Raw genomic sequence first — 14,700 nt, forward strand, 5'->3', positions numbered from 1 at the left:
TGACGGAATACCGGCATTTACCTATACTTGAAGAACTGAAACAACAAGGAAAACGGGTGAACATGTCATGGAATTTGAAATTCGCTACATCTCCTTTTACGTCATCCAGGTCGACGGCAAGGATGAGCAGGCCAACAAGCAATATAAACATTTTCAGACGCTGGATACAGAGGAATTTGAAAACAGCGAGCTGAAGGATTTCTTAGACGGGGAATTGAAAAAAATCGTCAAGCGGAAAGCCGAACGCCATCCGAAATCGGAGCAGGTGCCGACGAAAATCGGCCGCTTCATCACAGAGCCGGGGCATGAGCTTGATTCTAATCCGAACTACAATCTGTTTCACAAAACAAAACTGGCGGAGACAAAGGAAGAATTCAATGAACTGAGCGAACAGTTCGTCCGCACATACCTCGACACGAGCGCCGTCAGGGGAGGCGTGTTTTTAGTGGCGACAGCCGTACCGCGCAAATACTTCGATGATACATTTGTCTTTGTCATGAAGTGCGACTTTGAACCGAAGGTCGCTACGATCGCCGATGAATCGTCGCTGATTCGCAAGGTCGAAATGGCGATTACGACGAAAAACATGAAATCGATTCAGTACCCGCACATGCCTGAAGAGGGCATGACAGAGGAAAGCGAAGTGAAAATCCACCAGGCCTCGCACGCCCGCTACTTTGAAGACTTCTTAAAATTCGTCGAGTACGGCGAGTCGATGCCGGAAATCATGAAGTCACAAGTGATGAACATGGTGCAGGAGCACGTGTACGAAGCATTTGAAGACAAAAGCGAAGAACTCCAGCAGTTTGAACACGACCTCGAAATCTGGGAAGCGAGCGAAAAGCGGGAGATTCAGGAACGTCTTGACACCCACCAAGTCATCGAAGCCTCAGCCCAAATCGTTGAGCACATGCCTGAGGCAGAGCTGAAAATGAAGCTGGGAGAAACCGAGATTAAAGGATTGCTGGCCGAGTTCGGAGACTCGATCCACCTCGCCAAAGTAAACGGCCGCTATGTGGCGCTCATTGAAGCCGAAACGATTTCGTTTGAAAAGGGCAGCTCTCCGGTCGAGTTTTATAAACCTGAGGGTCTGCATGAGGTGATTGAGCGGATACGGAATAAAATTGACAGGGAAGATGAGAAATAAGAAAAGGCATCCGTTTTTTTGGGATGCCTTTTGATTTTTCATCCAGATAGATGAGACTGCTAAATAGGTTTTCATGTAAATTACTGTTTAATAAGGTTAATATAAACATAATCAAGCCGATATAGGGAGTATAGAAAGAATTGAGGGGAGGTGCCCAATGCGTCTCAATAGTCAATACATCCGTACACAGCTGATGGTCCAGAATATATTGAAAAGAAATGCGGCTGATACAACTTTAAAAAATGTCTCTTCCGATATCACTGCCGTTGCGAAGAAGGCCAGCAGTCAAGCAGGGAGAGCATCGAAAGAAAGTTTGAGTAAGCTGAACTACTCAAAGGACAGTATTGTGAATCATGCCGGAGCTTTCAGGCGGGCATACGAAGCAGCAAATGATCGAACTGTCACAGATACAGGGAAAGAAACGAAGATTAATGCCCAAAACCCCTATGTGTCAGAAAGTGACATCAGGAAAAAAATCTTAGATGAAAAATACAGCAAAATAAATGCAATGAACAAAACGAAACCCGACCCTTTAGGCTACATTAAGGATAAATACAAAAACCCCAATTCCCCTTATTTCAGAAATGACTTGTCGGCAGCAGAAAGACAGGCTGCATATGACAATGAAACTGAGTGGCTGTTCAAAGGAAAGGCGCAAAGCTATAATATGCAGGATGCCGCGTTTCGAAATGTGACTTTTAATGGGGAAGTAGAGACGGAGAATGAGAAAGTATATCAGCGCAGCCAAGTCAACAAACAGCTTCAAGCGCTGCTGGATCAATATCATATTGCCATTCCAGCGGATGCGGCGCTCACCTTTACGATTACACCGATTGATTATCAAGTAAAGGTAAGCGGAACAGATGATGAGCAACTCATCCATCAAATTGAACAAATATTGCAATCAGGAGAAAACAGCAAACAGTTATTTCTGCATATCATGAAAAGCTTGAGCAGCGATTCGGCACAATATTCCAAAGAAGCGCACCAAAAATATCAGACGGTTCGCGAGATATATGAGGTGACAGGGTATCACCTGAAAGATTTGGAAGTGGTTGATGGCCGATATGTAACACCTTCCGGCCGTGATTTATTAGAAGTGTATAAAGAAGAGCTGGAGAAGGATCCCGTCCTCAAGAAAACGGCTCATCTCGCAATCGCTCATTATGGAGCAGAGCTGGACAGGCTTGCGGAAGCCGAATATGATTCTGTTCCGGATTTCATCTTGTCTATTGACTACAGCAACGGGTCATTGCGGGATACAGGGCAAAAGAAGAGCTATGGAACCGGGGATACGGCTTGGCTAAGAGAATTAAAGCGCCGAACGGGTGTGAATGATTAGTTTTAAAAGCCAGGAACGAGTTTCCTTTATCAGGGTGATTTTCTTAATAATTGAATTTTTCGTTGCGGGTCTTCCCAACACCTGTTAAAATAAGGCTAACTTTTAAGAACGGAGGGATTTCCCAAATGGCATACATCAGATTCCGATTGAACTTTGTCCTCGCTAACTAAATCGTGAACAAAGACTCTGCCTGTGTGCAGGGTAATCGGGATTAGTCTGCCTGTTTTTAGGGAGCCCTTATGCAGTAATAGAGGGAGAGGCGCGGATTCCAGCGCCTCTTTTTGCCTTTAAAAATAGCATTTCTGAAGCTTGCCTTCAGTTTATTAGCCATATCTTTTTTCCGTTTACTTTCCAGCACAGGCAGACGACCTGCGCTTTTTTTATTCAAAACCTTCAGCAAAGGGGAAAATCGTATATGACAACTGTAAATGAGCAAATTGAACATACATTAAAACTTGCGGAAAAACACGGCCTTCGGCTGAAACGAAAGCATGCGGAAATCAACGAGTCCGGCATGGATTTTCAAGTCGTTTTTGCAGAAGATGAAGCAGGTAAGAGTTGGGTGTTGAGAAAACCGCGGCGCGACGATGTGATTGAAAGGGCAGTGTATGAAGGGAAAGTGCTGAAGCTGCTGCAAAACCGTCTTCCCGCGGCTGTGCCGGATTGGCGCATTCATACTCCCGAACTGATTGCATATCCGGAGCTTCCGGGTGTGCCTGCCGCAGTCATTGACATGGACATCAAGAATTACGTATGGAACATGGAGCATGAGCCTCCGGCTGAAGCGTTTACCAGGTCATTGGCGAAAACGCTCGCGCTATTGCACGGCATCGATCATAAGGACGCAGAAGAAGCGGGCATGCATGTGATGAATCCGGATGACGTCAGGCAGACAAAAGCAGAGCATATGGAGCGGATCAAAAGTGAGCTCGTGGTTAGCGCCGAGCTCTGGGAAAGATGGCAAAAGTGGCTGTCTGACGACTCGTATTGGCCTGAACATACGGTGTTTATCCACGGCGACTTGCACCCTCCGCATATTTTGATTGACCAGCATCAGAGCATAACTGGGCTGTTGGATTGGACAGAAGCAAAAATCGCCGACCCGGCTAAAGACTTTCTGTTATACCAGACGATTTTAGGAGAAGCCGAAACCGCACGGCTCATCTCTTATTACGAAGAAGAAGGAGGACGCGTCTGGCCGCGGATGAAAGAGCATATTAAAGAAATGCAGGCCGCCTACGGCATCGAAATCGGCATGTTTGCCCTTCAAACGAAACAAGAAGAGCACTTGAAAATGGCGCTGGACGCGCTTGGCGTCACACAATAAAAAAAGGCTGTCGATTTCGATCGACGGCCCGTTTTACATCATCACTTTTTCAATCACAGCAAAAAAAGCCTTTTTTTCTTCCTCTGACAATTTGCCGAAGAGCTTGTCGATCAAGGCCTGGCGGTTTTCCACCATTTGTGCGGCGATCCTCGTTCCTTCTTGCGACAGTTCGATCCAGACGGTGCGCCGGTCATCGTTATTTCTCGATCTGATCACAAGACCCTCTTTCTCCAAATGGTTCAGAGCTGTTGTCGTTGCTGATGGAGACAGCGCGACCTCCTGTAAAATTTCCTTTATCGTACATGTTCCGTGTCTGTAAATGATACGCAAAATAAACCCTTTGCCGCTCGTGATACTTTTCGGAATCGTTTCTTCGTCTAATTTCTTTGAAGACCGCAAATATTTCGTGAAAGCATGGTCCAATAGATTCGCTTCAATCCGATGGTGATTCATGAAGGTTTCCTCATTTCCGACATCGTGTAGTAGATCAGCAATTTCATACTGACCAAACAAACATAGGTCTATTTTATCATAAGCGAATGCTCCGCAAAAAACGATTTTGTGAATTTTAAAATGAGCGGTTTAATTCCTTTTGTTATCAGTTCATAAAGATAATAATTCTATTATGAAATAGTTTTACAATGGATATATTTTGTTTTAGAATGAATTTGTGCGTCACATAATCTCACCAGGTTTTGTGAGAAACAATGAAAATTTGGAGATGAAAATTTTGAGTACACTTCAGCAATTAATCAATCATCATATGGAAACGTCAGATGGGTTGGAAGCATTGTCCGGAGGAGATCGAACGTTTACGTTCAAAGCGTATCACCAACGGGTGAACCAGCTGGCTCATTATCTGCTGGAGGAGGGTGTTCAAAAAGGAGACCACATCGCGGTTTTATGTAAAAATAATCATCATTTTCCCGTCATTTTGCTGGCGTCTCTTAAAATCGGAGCGACAGTCGTGCCGTTAAGCTGGCAGCTGACATCGTATGAATTAAAAGGAATCTTGAACAACTGCCGGCCGAAGGTGATGTTTTATGACTTGGAATTTGCCGATATACTAACGCCGCTCCGCGAACAGCTTCAGTTCTGCCTGATGATTGAAGCGGGTGCGGGAATGAACACGACTGAACAGTTTGAGAGCTTATTTAAAAACAGGCCGCTGAAGGTGGAAGCTGAGCAGGTGACAGAGCATGATTTGGCTTTAATGCTGTTCACCTCGGGCACGACGGGAAACCCGAAAGGCTGCATGGTCAACCACGGCAGTCTGGCCGCATACTTGACAGAGGTGAACGTGAAATCGAAGCAGCTGAAAGGCACGCGCTTTTTAGCGAGCCACCCGCTCTATCATATGAGCTCGCTCAACCATGTTTTTCAGGCGGCTTTTGAAGGAATTGCCCTTTATTTCTTATGGGATCCCGAACCGTTTGAAATCCTGCAGGAGATCGAGAAGAAACGCATTCATATGATGATGGCGTTTCCTTCCGTCTACACCTACATGCTGGAGGAAATGAAAAGACATCCATTCGACCTGTCATCTGTGAAAATGCTTGTTTCCGGCGGCACCAAGGTGCCGGCGCGGCTGATTAAGGAGTACAATGACCATGGAATCATGATGGTGCAGGGGTACGGCAGCACAGAAGCATGGACGGTCAGCGTATGGCGGCCTGACATGGGCTGGGATAAAGTCACTTCAGCCGGCAAGCCGATTCCGCAAGTCAGCATAAAAATCGAAGACCCTGATACACATGAAGAGCTGCCGACGGGAGAAGTCGGAGAAGTCGTCGTCAAAAGCCCGTATGTTTTTGAAGGGTATTACCAAAATCCTTCCGCCACGCAAAAGGTGCTGAAAGACGGCTGGTTCTATATGGGGGACTCCGGCAAACTCGATGAAGACGGATTTTTATATATTACCGGCCGGTATAAAGACGTCATTGTCTACGGAGGCGACAACATTTATCCGGACCAAGTGGAAGAAATCATCGATCAAGTGCCCGGAGTAGTTGAATCTGCCGTCATCGGCGTCCCGGATGAAATGTACGGCGAGGTTCCGAGGGCGTATGTGGTGAAAAATGAAAGCGCCGGCCTCAAGAAGGAGGACATTATCGCGTATTGCAAAGAGCGCCTGTCCGACTATAAAATTCCTGAAATCGTCTTTATCGACAGCCTTCCGAAAAACAGGCTCGGCAAAATCGTCAAAAAAGATCTGCGTGAACTGGCAGTCAAAGGGCAGTGAGCGCAATGATTGACCGAAAGCTTATCCAGCATTGGATAAGCTTTTTTTGCTGATTCCTTGCATCAGCTGCCGTTTTTTGTAACGTTTTCCAGTGCTAAACCCACTACAACATTAGGAGGTGTTGACAATTGAAATCGAAATGGAGTGCAATGGTGGTTATTGCCGGTCTTTTATTGCTGGCCGGATGCGGTGCACTGAAGGAGGCTGATCCCCCGCGCGGCAGATCAGCGCAAAAAACGGAAGCCTCGTTTTCTGAAGCTGAACAGCGATTTGCGCTCGCCTTGTTTCAAGACATGATAAAAGAAGAAGGGAGCCGGAAAAACATCTTCCTCTCACCTTACAGTATTCAGCAGGCACTTTTGATGACGGCAAACGGTGCCGCGGGAGACAGCAGAAAGGAACTGCTCAGCACTTTACATCTCAGCCAGGCGGATATGGCATCGATCAACGGGATATCAAAATCTGTTAATCGTTCTCTTGAAACGCTGCCTCACGGTGAATTTTCATCAGCTAATTCGATATGGACCAAAAGGGAGCTGAAAGAAAGCTTTCAAGACGCGATCAAAGGCCTTGGCGACGCCTATCAGCTTCAAATTGATCCTAATCGGGCAACAGAGGAAATCAACAGCTGGGTCAAAAAGAAAACGAAAGACCGCATCGATCAGATCGTTGATAAAGTCTCGTCGAATACGATTGCCTACATCATCAATGCCGTCTATTTTAAAGAAAGCTGGAAGCACCCATTTGATCCTCACATGACAGCGGAACAGCCATTTTATTCAGCGGACGGCTCCGCAAAAAAACACCCCATGATGACGCAGACAAACCGCTTTCCTTATCTGGAAAACGAACATTTTCAAGCCGTCAAGCTGCCATTTCAAGACGAAGGCCTGTCACTAGCCGTTTTTCTGCCGAAAAAAGCGGCAAATCTAGAACAGCTTCTGACTGGCATGACGCATGATCAATGGCGCGCCTTGCAAAAGGGCTGGACGATGAAACAGGTGGAGCTCAAGCTGCCGCGCTTCTCATTTCAAACAGACTACATGTTAAATGAACCGCTTAAACGCCTTGGAATGAAAACCGTGTTTAGCAGCGCGAATTTTTCAAATATGTTTACCGGGCATGGCGCCGCTCAAATTAATAAAGTCAGACATAAAACATTTATCAAAGTGGATGAAGCGGGCACTGAAGCATCCGCGGCAACGGCGGTTGAAATCATCGAATCAGCCCCCGTCCCTGAAGTGACCATGACTGCAGACCACCCGTTTTATTTTGCGATCGTTGATGAAGCATCCGGAATGATTCTCTTTTTGGGCAGTGTGGCAGAGCCGAAAGATGATTAAATCTGGGGAAATACCATTATTTTATAAAAATTCATTAAACTTCCTGTTTTATTACCGATATTAGGAAGGGAGTTCCTTTATGGTGATGAATAAACAGGAGGCAAGGACAAATGAAAAAAAGTTTGTTTCTGTTCGTGTTCAGTTTGTTTTTGATGGCGATTCCAGCATTTTCGGCTTCGGCGAATGTTTACGAAGATGAGTATGAACCCAACAATTCTTTCGCTGAGGCTTACGATGTAGGGTTGTGGAAATACAAGACGATTTCGGCGACGATTCACAGCGAAAGCGATAAAGATTATTACAAATTTTACGCGACAAAGGGAGAACAGCTTGCCATTCACCTAAAGAACATCCCGGCAAATACAGATTATGATCTATATTTATTTAAAGATGCTTACGGCTATCCCGCAGTAGGATCTTCTGAAAGAATGGGAAACCAAAATGAAATCATCCGCTTGGATGTTCCCGAGACAGGCCGATACATTGCGGTCGTCATGTCTAAAGACGGTTCATATGACGGCTGGGGATTTTACAGACTTGAATTTATCGACAGAATGAAGAGCGGTGCTTATACGGCGAATTTGTCTCCGTCATCCATCTCAAGCCCGGGACAGGGAGTCGTTTCTCCGGTTGCCGCCGTCAATCTTGCCAATGCCTCGGCCATTCCCGAAGGAGCGACTGTGAAAAGCGTTTCTGCCGAGGGAACGATATATCCAAGTCTCGGACACACCTACAGAGAAGTCCTGAACAAGGAAGAAGGCGTTTGGCACACATCGGTTTCAGGCGGCACACTGTTTCCGGATCTAAAGCCTGAACTTGCGCTTCCCGTCAAAACGACATGGAATGTGAGATACTATTCGCTCGCTTGGAGCAGTTCAACTTGGAGATCGCCGCAGCTGAAGATCAATTATCAATACGATTCAACATACGGCTGGTAAACAGATCCAAATCCCGGCCGATATAAAAAGTAATAGAATGTAATTGGCATGAAAGGAGCTCCCATGAATATTAGAGACAGGGTAAAACTTTCGCTTTATTCCGAGCAGCTGATGAAGCCGGCCGCCGCGAATGTGCCGGCAAAGACTAAAGGCTCCAAAAGGATGCCCGCCAGCCAAACAGACACTCTCTCCATCAGCAAACAGGCTGAATCAGCCCAAAAAAATGCACCGTCATTACGGTCACAAATGAACGGCGTTCAATTTGAGATCTATAATCTTTATGTGGACAGGCAGCGTTTGAACAGCCAGATCGAAGGGGCGCTGCGGGAGAGCGGAATTTCCCTTTCCGAAAGCGAACATCTGACATTGCATGTTGACGGACATAACCGGATTACAGTTGAAGGCATCGAAGACGAACAAAAAAGAACCCGTATCGAAGCTGTTTTAAACGACAGCGATAAACGGTTCGGTGCGCGTCTGTTGGGCCACGCAGAACTGATCGGTGAACAAAACGGAACGCCGCTGGATAAACAGGCTTACGAAAAATGGCATGTGAATGAGTTTTTGAAAACGGTCGCCGGGCTGTCTTTGGCTGATGTCAGTTTGGATGAAAGAGGAGAGCTTGAAGGCGGAAATGAGAAGCTCACCAGAGTGATTGAATCAGCCAAAGACCCGAAAAGCGACTTGGAGAAGAGTTTTCAAAACATTCTGAAGAAGCTGAAGAATGTCCTGGCGAAAGGGCCGGACACCATTCCGGACAGGTCGGCTTCTTTCGGCTATGCCGGCGGAACGCTTATCGATCTCAATGTATCAAAAGGATTCTCCGCGGGCCAGCTGAACGAGTGGCTGGATGATCCGTTTCTTAGAGAAGTCCTGCTGAACAATTTTTAAAAGACCTGGCAAAGTGATTTTGCCGGGTTTTTTGTTTGCATAAAAATTGCACGAAAAAAATTTCAAATTTCGCATTGACCCTCACGTTGCGGGATACTTTATAGTCAATATCGAAGGGAGGTCAGATGGATGAAAATGAAAGTAAAGGAAGTGGCCGATTTAGTCGGCATCAGTGTGCGCACACTGCATCATTATGATGAAATCGGGTTATTAGCTCCGTCGGAGACAACCGAAGCCGGATATCGGCTGTATTCAGATGACGATCTGGAAAAGCTGCAGCAAATCTTATTTTTCAGAGAGCTTGACTTCCCTTTAAAAAAGATTAAAAGCATTCTTGAGAACCCTTCATTTGACAAGAATGAGGCGCTTCAGCTCCACCGCAAAGCGCTGCTGGAGAAAAGGAGCCGGCTTGACCAAATGATTGCGACAATCGATAAAACGATCCAATTTGCGAAAGGAGAAATCAACATGACAAACGAGGAAAAATTCGCGGGTTTTGATTTCAGTCAAAACCCGTATGAGGAAGAAGCGCGGGAACGCTGGGGAGATGAAGCCGTCGACAGATCGAAGGCCTATATCGAATCGATGTCCGAAGGTGAACGAAAAAAAATGGAACAGCAATATGACGCCATTTACAGAAAAATCGCCGCTCTCAGAGAAGGCGCCCCCGACTCAGAGGAAGCACAGGCGGCTATAAAGGAATGGTACGACTTTCTGAACAATAACACCGGCCACAGCTATTCGCTGGAAGCTTTCAAAGGTCTAGGACAAATGTATGTGGCTGACAAGCGCTTTACGAAAAACATCGATCAATACGGCGCCGGCTTGGCGAAGTTCATGTGCGACGCCATGACGGTGTTTGCTGACAGAAATCAGGAATAATCGCTGGAAACCGCCTGATAAGGTTGTGAAATGACCTTTTAGGCGGTTTTTTTAGATTTTAATGTGAGATATTCCTTTTGGGCAATAGCCTGTGCTGACTTATTTGATTTGCAGGCTGATTGCTGTGTTTGATTTGTGTCGAATCGTCTAATATGCTATTATATCGTTAGTCGATATATCGTAAGACGATACAAAATGAGGAGGCAAATGATTTGAATACATACCTTACCGGGATTTTATTTGTTTTGAGCGGAATTCTTTTATTAAATCTAGCGGTTTTATCAGGGATAAACGGTGTATTGTGGGGGCTGGTTCTTGGGGGCAGCATCATTTTCAATCTAATAGGTGTTGTACTGCTCATGAGATATATAAATGAAAAAAGCCATACTTAATAATGAGGTGCGAAAAGTGATGAAAAAAACGGCGGAAAACTATCTACCGCTTACGCAGGCTACATATTACATATTATTGTCATTAACTCAACCATTACACGGCTACGGCATTATGCAAAGGGTTGAGAGCATGAGCGAGGGAGAGGTCAAACTAGGGCCTGGCACTCTTTATGGTGCATTAAGCAAACTCGAAAAGCAGGGGTTGATTAAAAAGGAAGGCGAAACCGGCGATAATCGGAGAAAGCAGTATATTTTAACGAATGAAGGATGGGCGGTTGTTGAACTCGAATTTAAACGTCTGTCTAAATTGGTGGCGATCAGTCAATCTATTTTTCAAAAAGAGGGAGATACAAGCAATGAGTAAAAAAAGAAAGCGTAAATTCCGTTTTTTTCTTGCCTGGCAAGACCGGAAGGAAGAGGACTGGCTGAATGAAATGGCCAAACAAGGGTGGATGTTAAAGTCATTCTTTTTATTTATCTATACATTTGAAAAGACAAAACCAAGCAATACAGTATATCGGCTCGACTATAAGACAACATCAAACCTTGATCAAGAAGAATATATTCATATTTACGAAGATGCAGGCTGGAAGCATGTGACACAGTTTTTAAATTGGCATTACTTTGCGGCTGATCCGAGTCAAGTTCAAACAAATGTGATTTATACAGACCGTGAATCTGAAGCGGAAAAATATAATGGCTTACTAAAAGTGTTATATGCTGCACTTGCCAGTGTATTTCTCAGCTCGGGACTTCCGATTCTTATCATAGGCATCCCGGGATATTTTTATTGGATAGCAGCATTCAATCTCTTTGTTTTGTGCCTGTTGATCGTGTGTATATTAAAGGTTCGTAGAAAAACAAGAATTTGACGCTGTTTGACACCCGCTAATTTTCAGAGTAATATATTTTTTACAAATCATGTACGGCTAAACGATATTGAAGAAGATCAAGTACGTGTCAGAGCATGGGCTTAAGAGAGTCGGTGGCTGGTGTGAACCGATGCCCTCCTGATGCCGAATGGGCTTCTGAATCGCTTCGCTGAAACGGGCAGTAGGCGGAGCCGGGATGTTCTCTCCGTTATCAAGAGAAGCGTATCGAAAGGGCTGACTGTCCCCTTTCCGTATGTTCCGAGCGAATCGTTTATGCGATTAATAAAGGTGGTACCGCGAGACCCTCGTCCTTTTGTGACGGGGGTTTTTTGCATTTTTAAGGAGGTGGTGGCCATGGAGGAAGGCTGGCCGGAGTGGCCGCATAATACTAAACGGAAACGGAGGTGTGATCGTAAATGGTGATTGCAACGGACGATTTGGAAACGACATGTCCAAATTGCAATGGAAGCGGAAGAGAAGAGCCGGAGCCTTGTCCAAAATGTTCGGGAAAAGGCGTGATTTTGACGGTGCAGGGCAGCACATTGCTCCATTTTATAAAAAAACATCTCAACGAATAAAAAGGACGGGTGTTTAGAGTTGAGTCGAGCAGAGAAGAGTACAGCTGAGCAGAGCGGCCATATTCAACACGGTGTTCGAAAAGCGGCCGGGGTCGTTTTTATGGTCTTTGGGACGATGTGTTTTGCTTCAAAATCCATTTTTGTCAAATGGGCTTATGAACAAGGTGCACAGCCGGAAGCGGTGCTGTTGTACCGGCAATTATTTGCGGCGCCGCTGTTTTGGCTGATTTTTATTGTGTATCGCTCAAAGCTTCCGGCTAAGCCTGAAAAAGCGGAGATTTTTAAAGCTTGTGCGGCCGGATTGCTTTGTTTTTTTCTATCGCCATTGCTTGATTTTATCGGCCTTCACGGTGTTTCTGCAACCGTTGAACGGATGATTGTGATGAGCTACCCCATGTTCGTATTGATCATAACCGCCTTTGTAAATAAAAAAATGGTCTCGGGTAAAACGTTTGCTGCCATCTTGCTTGTGAATGCCGGGCTGTTTTTGGCTGTCGGCGGATGGGATGTGCAAGCATTGGAAGCGAACCTGTCAGGGGCTTTTTTGATCCTATTGTCCGCTGTCGCTTATGCGGCCTATCTTGTTGTGGCGGGAGGACTTGTCCGTCAAATCGGAGGGATTCGAATGAATGCCTATGGAATGTCGGCAGCAAGTCTTGCGATGGCCGGTTATGCGCTGCTTCGCTCGCTGAGAGAACAACCGGGAATCGTGCTTTCTTATCCTCCCGCAATGTATGGTTTTTTTATGATCATTGCGGCGGTGACGACGGTCATTCCTTTTTTATTCATGCTGGAAGGCATGAAGCGGATAGGAGCGGAACGAGGGGCCGTCATTTCCATGATCGGCCCCGTCCTCACCATCTTCGGAGGTGTTTTGTTTTTAAACGAACGTTTAACTCCCGTTCAGTGGCTGGGGTGCTTGCTAGTGCACCTGACGGTTAGTCTGCTGGAATACCGGAAATAGAGAAAGGGATTCATATCCCTTTTTATTTCTGTTTAAATGAATAAAGGTGGTTTACTCAGTGTCGGACGTTTTCATGACATATGTTCTAGCCGCGAAATCGTGGACCGCTTGTTTCGTTCCTGAAAAAACGACGGTTAAATACAGCAGACCGAAAAAGATATGCACCCATGAGACGATGTAGCGCACGAAAGCCTGCCAAAGCTTAATCCGTCGGCCCGTATCATCAGAAACGATACGAATTCTAAAAATTGCTTTTCCAATCGTGCCCTGGAGCTTTGTCAGCGGCATCAGAAGCGGATACAAAACGTATACCAGCAGGGCGGCTGCAGCAACTTCATGAGATCCGTCGCCGAATATCCATGCGGATGAAAAGTGTAACCCGACCGCCAATACGCAATCGATCAACCATGCACCCGCTCTAACCCAAAAACGAGCGTATTGCAATATGTATAACATCCTCTCTATTATAAATGAATGATAAAAACACAACATTAACCATTTTATAGTCTTTTTTTCTATTTTTAAATAAACCTTTTGGCCTCTTTTATAAAATTTTACTTTTCAGCTAAATCATACTGATTTTCATTATCGGATTTCCCCCTCCTGAAAGTTTTGATAAAATAAATAAGTTGTAGTATAAGATACGGAGGTTTAAACGTGGGAAAAGTAAAAAGAAATATGCCTTGCCCCTGCGGCAGCGGGCTGAAATATAAAAAATGCTGCGGCAAAGCAGAGGGAGCGTTTCCGGCTGTCGCGGTGCAAGAATTGAAACAAATCCAGAAAGACGTCATGGAATTCGCTTTTACGGAACATAAAGACACAATCGATCAATTTCTCAATCAGTATTCTTTTCTGTCAGACCTGGATCAGTCTGCGCAAAAGATATGTGTTTTTAACCTGGGCGTGTGGGGAGTATTTGCCCGCCCGCTGGCAGATGGAGGATTGACGATTTTTGAAGACTTTTTACAGAAAAAAGGATCTTCGATTCTCAGATCGCAGACAAAGGAAGCCGTTCAATCGTGGAAAGACCTCTCCCCTGCGTTGCTGCGTGTGAAACATATAACAGATGGCGGCATTCGCTTTGAGGATGCTGTAACGAATGAAGAGCTGACCGTGAGGATGAATGTGAAACGGGAAGGGCCTTTTGTAGGCGAGTACGTGCTCGGCTTTCCGATCAAGATCGGAAGCCATACCGAGTTCTTCTTGCAATTCACCATCTATCCTGCAAAAATGGCGGATGCTCTCAAAGACAGGCTAAGCGAGGCTTTGAACCGTTTTACAGAAGAAGGCGGGACGAAAGAGCAGCTGATGAGAGAGGATTTCCATCATGTGTTAATGCATCTTTGCCGGCAGGAAGAGAGTACACCGTCTGAACAAGTGTCCGAAGACATCGAATGGGCCAATGAGATGGAAAAAGAAACAGCGCTCGTTTTTGAGAAAGGTATGCTTGACGAAGGACATTCTGAACCATTTGTGTCCTGGGCGGTCGGCCTTTGGAAATCGTATTGTGCCAAAAAAGCACCGGTCATCAAAAAAACAGAAGCCTTTGCAGCTGCTTTGGAGTATTTTATCAATACGATCTCCAAATCGGAAAAATCGATATCCCAAGCAAAGCTTGCAAAAAAATACGGCGTCAGCGCTTCGACCGTATCGAATCGTTTTAAAGATATTGAAGCCGTCCTGCAGGATGAACTTGACCATCATCTTGAGCTTATGCCATCTTAAAAAAGCTCACACAACTGCTAAACCTTCCGGGGAACCGGAAGGTTTTTTGCGTTTGAT

At 45.4% G+C, this 14,700-nt stretch carries 16 protein-coding genes and 1 other annotated feature; of the genes, 14 read left to right on the forward strand and 2 right to left on the reverse strand.

The window, feature by feature from the left end; genetic code table 11:
* Positions 1 to 67: 67 nt before the first annotated feature.
* The 3 genes from MKY62_RS01505 to MKY62_RS01515 all read left to right on the forward strand — a co-directional run bounded on the left by MKY62_RS01505 (position 68) and on the right by MKY62_RS01515 (position 3,816).
* A complete protein-coding gene (locus MKY62_RS01505; RefSeq protein WP_003178613.1) occupies positions 68 to 1,147 on the forward strand; it encodes a DUF3900 domain-containing protein in 1,080 nt (359 codons plus the stop codon).
* A gap of 157 nt (positions 1,148 to 1,304) precedes the next feature.
* The gene (locus tag MKY62_RS01510; protein ID WP_003178614.1) at positions 1,305 to 2,489 is read left to right on the forward strand and encodes a DUF4885 domain-containing protein; all 1,185 of its coding nucleotides are present in this window, start codon (positions 1,305 to 1,307) and stop codon (positions 2,487 to 2,489) included.
* Between the two features lie 415 nt (positions 2,490 to 2,904).
* The gene (locus MKY62_RS01515; RefSeq protein ID WP_003178615.1) at positions 2,905 to 3,816 is read left to right on the forward strand and encodes a macrolide 2'-phosphotransferase; all 912 of its coding nucleotides are present in this window, start codon (positions 2,905 to 2,907) and stop codon (positions 3,814 to 3,816) included.
* Positions 3,817 to 3,849: 33 nt separating this feature from the next.
* Here the strand turns inward: MKY62_RS01515 and MKY62_RS01520 are convergent, their stop codons facing one another.
* Positions 3,850 to 4,269, reverse strand: a complete 420-nt coding sequence (locus tag MKY62_RS01520) for a MarR family transcriptional regulator (protein WP_003178616.1) — start codon at positions 4,267 to 4,269, stop codon at positions 3,850 to 3,852.
* 277 nt (positions 4,270 to 4,546) lie between these two features.
* Here MKY62_RS01520 and MKY62_RS01525 point away from each other — a divergent pair, with 277 nt between their 5' ends.
* The 10 genes from MKY62_RS01525 (at position 4,547) to MKY62_RS01570 (ending at position 12,918) form a co-directional block, all read left to right on the forward strand.
* Entirely contained in the window at positions 4,547 to 6,058 is a 1,512-nt protein-coding gene (locus MKY62_RS01525; protein ID WP_003178617.1) for a class I adenylate-forming enzyme family protein, read from the forward strand.
* Between the two features lie 128 nt (positions 6,059 to 6,186).
* Complete coding sequence (locus tag MKY62_RS01530; RefSeq protein ID WP_003178618.1) at positions 6,187 to 7,401, forward strand: serpin family protein; 1,215 nt, start codon at positions 6,187 to 6,189, stop codon at positions 7,399 to 7,401.
* 110 nt (positions 7,402 to 7,511) lie between these two features.
* The gene (locus tag MKY62_RS01535) at positions 7,512 to 8,339 is read left to right on the forward strand and encodes a PPC domain-containing protein (RefSeq protein ID WP_003178619.1); all 828 of its coding nucleotides are present in this window, start codon (positions 7,512 to 7,514) and stop codon (positions 8,337 to 8,339) included.
* 63 nt (positions 8,340 to 8,402) lie between these two features.
* Positions 8,403 to 9,230 (forward strand): DUF4885 family protein, encoded by an 828-nt coding sequence (locus MKY62_RS01540; RefSeq protein ID WP_003178620.1) that lies wholly within the window; start codon positions 8,403 to 8,405, stop codon positions 9,228 to 9,230.
* Between the two features lie 129 nt (positions 9,231 to 9,359).
* Positions 9,360 to 10,112, forward strand: a complete 753-nt coding sequence (locus MKY62_RS01545) for a MerR family transcriptional regulator (protein ID WP_003178621.1) — start codon at positions 9,360 to 9,362, stop codon at positions 10,110 to 10,112.
* A gap of 212 nt (positions 10,113 to 10,324) precedes the next feature.
* Complete coding sequence (locus MKY62_RS01550) at positions 10,325 to 10,504, forward strand: hypothetical protein (RefSeq protein WP_003178622.1); 180 nt, start codon at positions 10,325 to 10,327, stop codon at positions 10,502 to 10,504.
* A 19-nt stretch (positions 10,505 to 10,523) separates the two neighbouring features.
* Positions 10,524 to 10,868, forward strand: coding sequence for a helix-turn-helix transcriptional regulator (locus MKY62_RS01555; protein ID WP_011197515.1), 345 nt, complete (start codon positions 10,524 to 10,526; stop codon positions 10,866 to 10,868).
* Positions 10,861 to 11,376, forward strand: coding sequence for a DUF2812 domain-containing protein (locus tag MKY62_RS01560; protein WP_003178624.1), 516 nt, complete (start codon positions 10,861 to 10,863; stop codon positions 11,374 to 11,376). Before MKY62_RS01555 ends, MKY62_RS01560 begins: the two co-directional genes overlap by 8 nt.
* Positions 11,377 to 11,434: 58 nt before the next feature.
* Positions 11,435 to 11,692 (forward strand) — a binding site (T-box leader).
* 100 nt (positions 11,693 to 11,792) lie between these two features.
* Complete coding sequence (locus tag MKY62_RS01565; protein ID WP_003178625.1) at positions 11,793 to 11,954, forward strand: tryptophan RNA-binding attenuator protein inhibitory protein; 162 nt, start codon at positions 11,793 to 11,795, stop codon at positions 11,952 to 11,954.
* Between the two features lie 19 nt (positions 11,955 to 11,973).
* Entirely contained in the window at positions 11,974 to 12,918 is a 945-nt protein-coding gene (locus tag MKY62_RS01570; RefSeq protein ID WP_003178626.1) for a DMT family transporter, read from the forward strand.
* Positions 12,919 to 12,969: 51 nt separating this feature from the next.
* Here the strand turns inward: MKY62_RS01570 and MKY62_RS01575 are convergent, their stop codons facing one another.
* Positions 12,970 to 13,410 (reverse strand): RDD family protein, encoded by a 441-nt coding sequence (locus tag MKY62_RS01575; RefSeq protein ID WP_009330272.1) that lies wholly within the window; start codon positions 13,408 to 13,410, stop codon positions 12,970 to 12,972.
* A gap of 165 nt (positions 13,411 to 13,575) precedes the next feature.
* Here MKY62_RS01575 and MKY62_RS01580 point away from each other — a divergent pair, with 165 nt between their 5' ends.
* Positions 13,576 to 14,643: an SEC-C metal-binding domain-containing protein gene (locus MKY62_RS01580; protein ID WP_003178628.1), complete on the forward strand. Its 1,068-nt coding sequence runs from the start codon at positions 13,576 to 13,578 to the stop codon at positions 14,641 to 14,643.
* Positions 14,644 to 14,700 lie beyond the last annotated feature (57 nt).

This window comes from Bacillus sp. FSL R7-0646, from assembly GCF_037969865.1.
In the GTDB taxonomy this organism is placed as follows: Bacteria; Bacillota; Bacilli; order Bacillales; family Bacillaceae; genus Bacillus; species Bacillus licheniformis.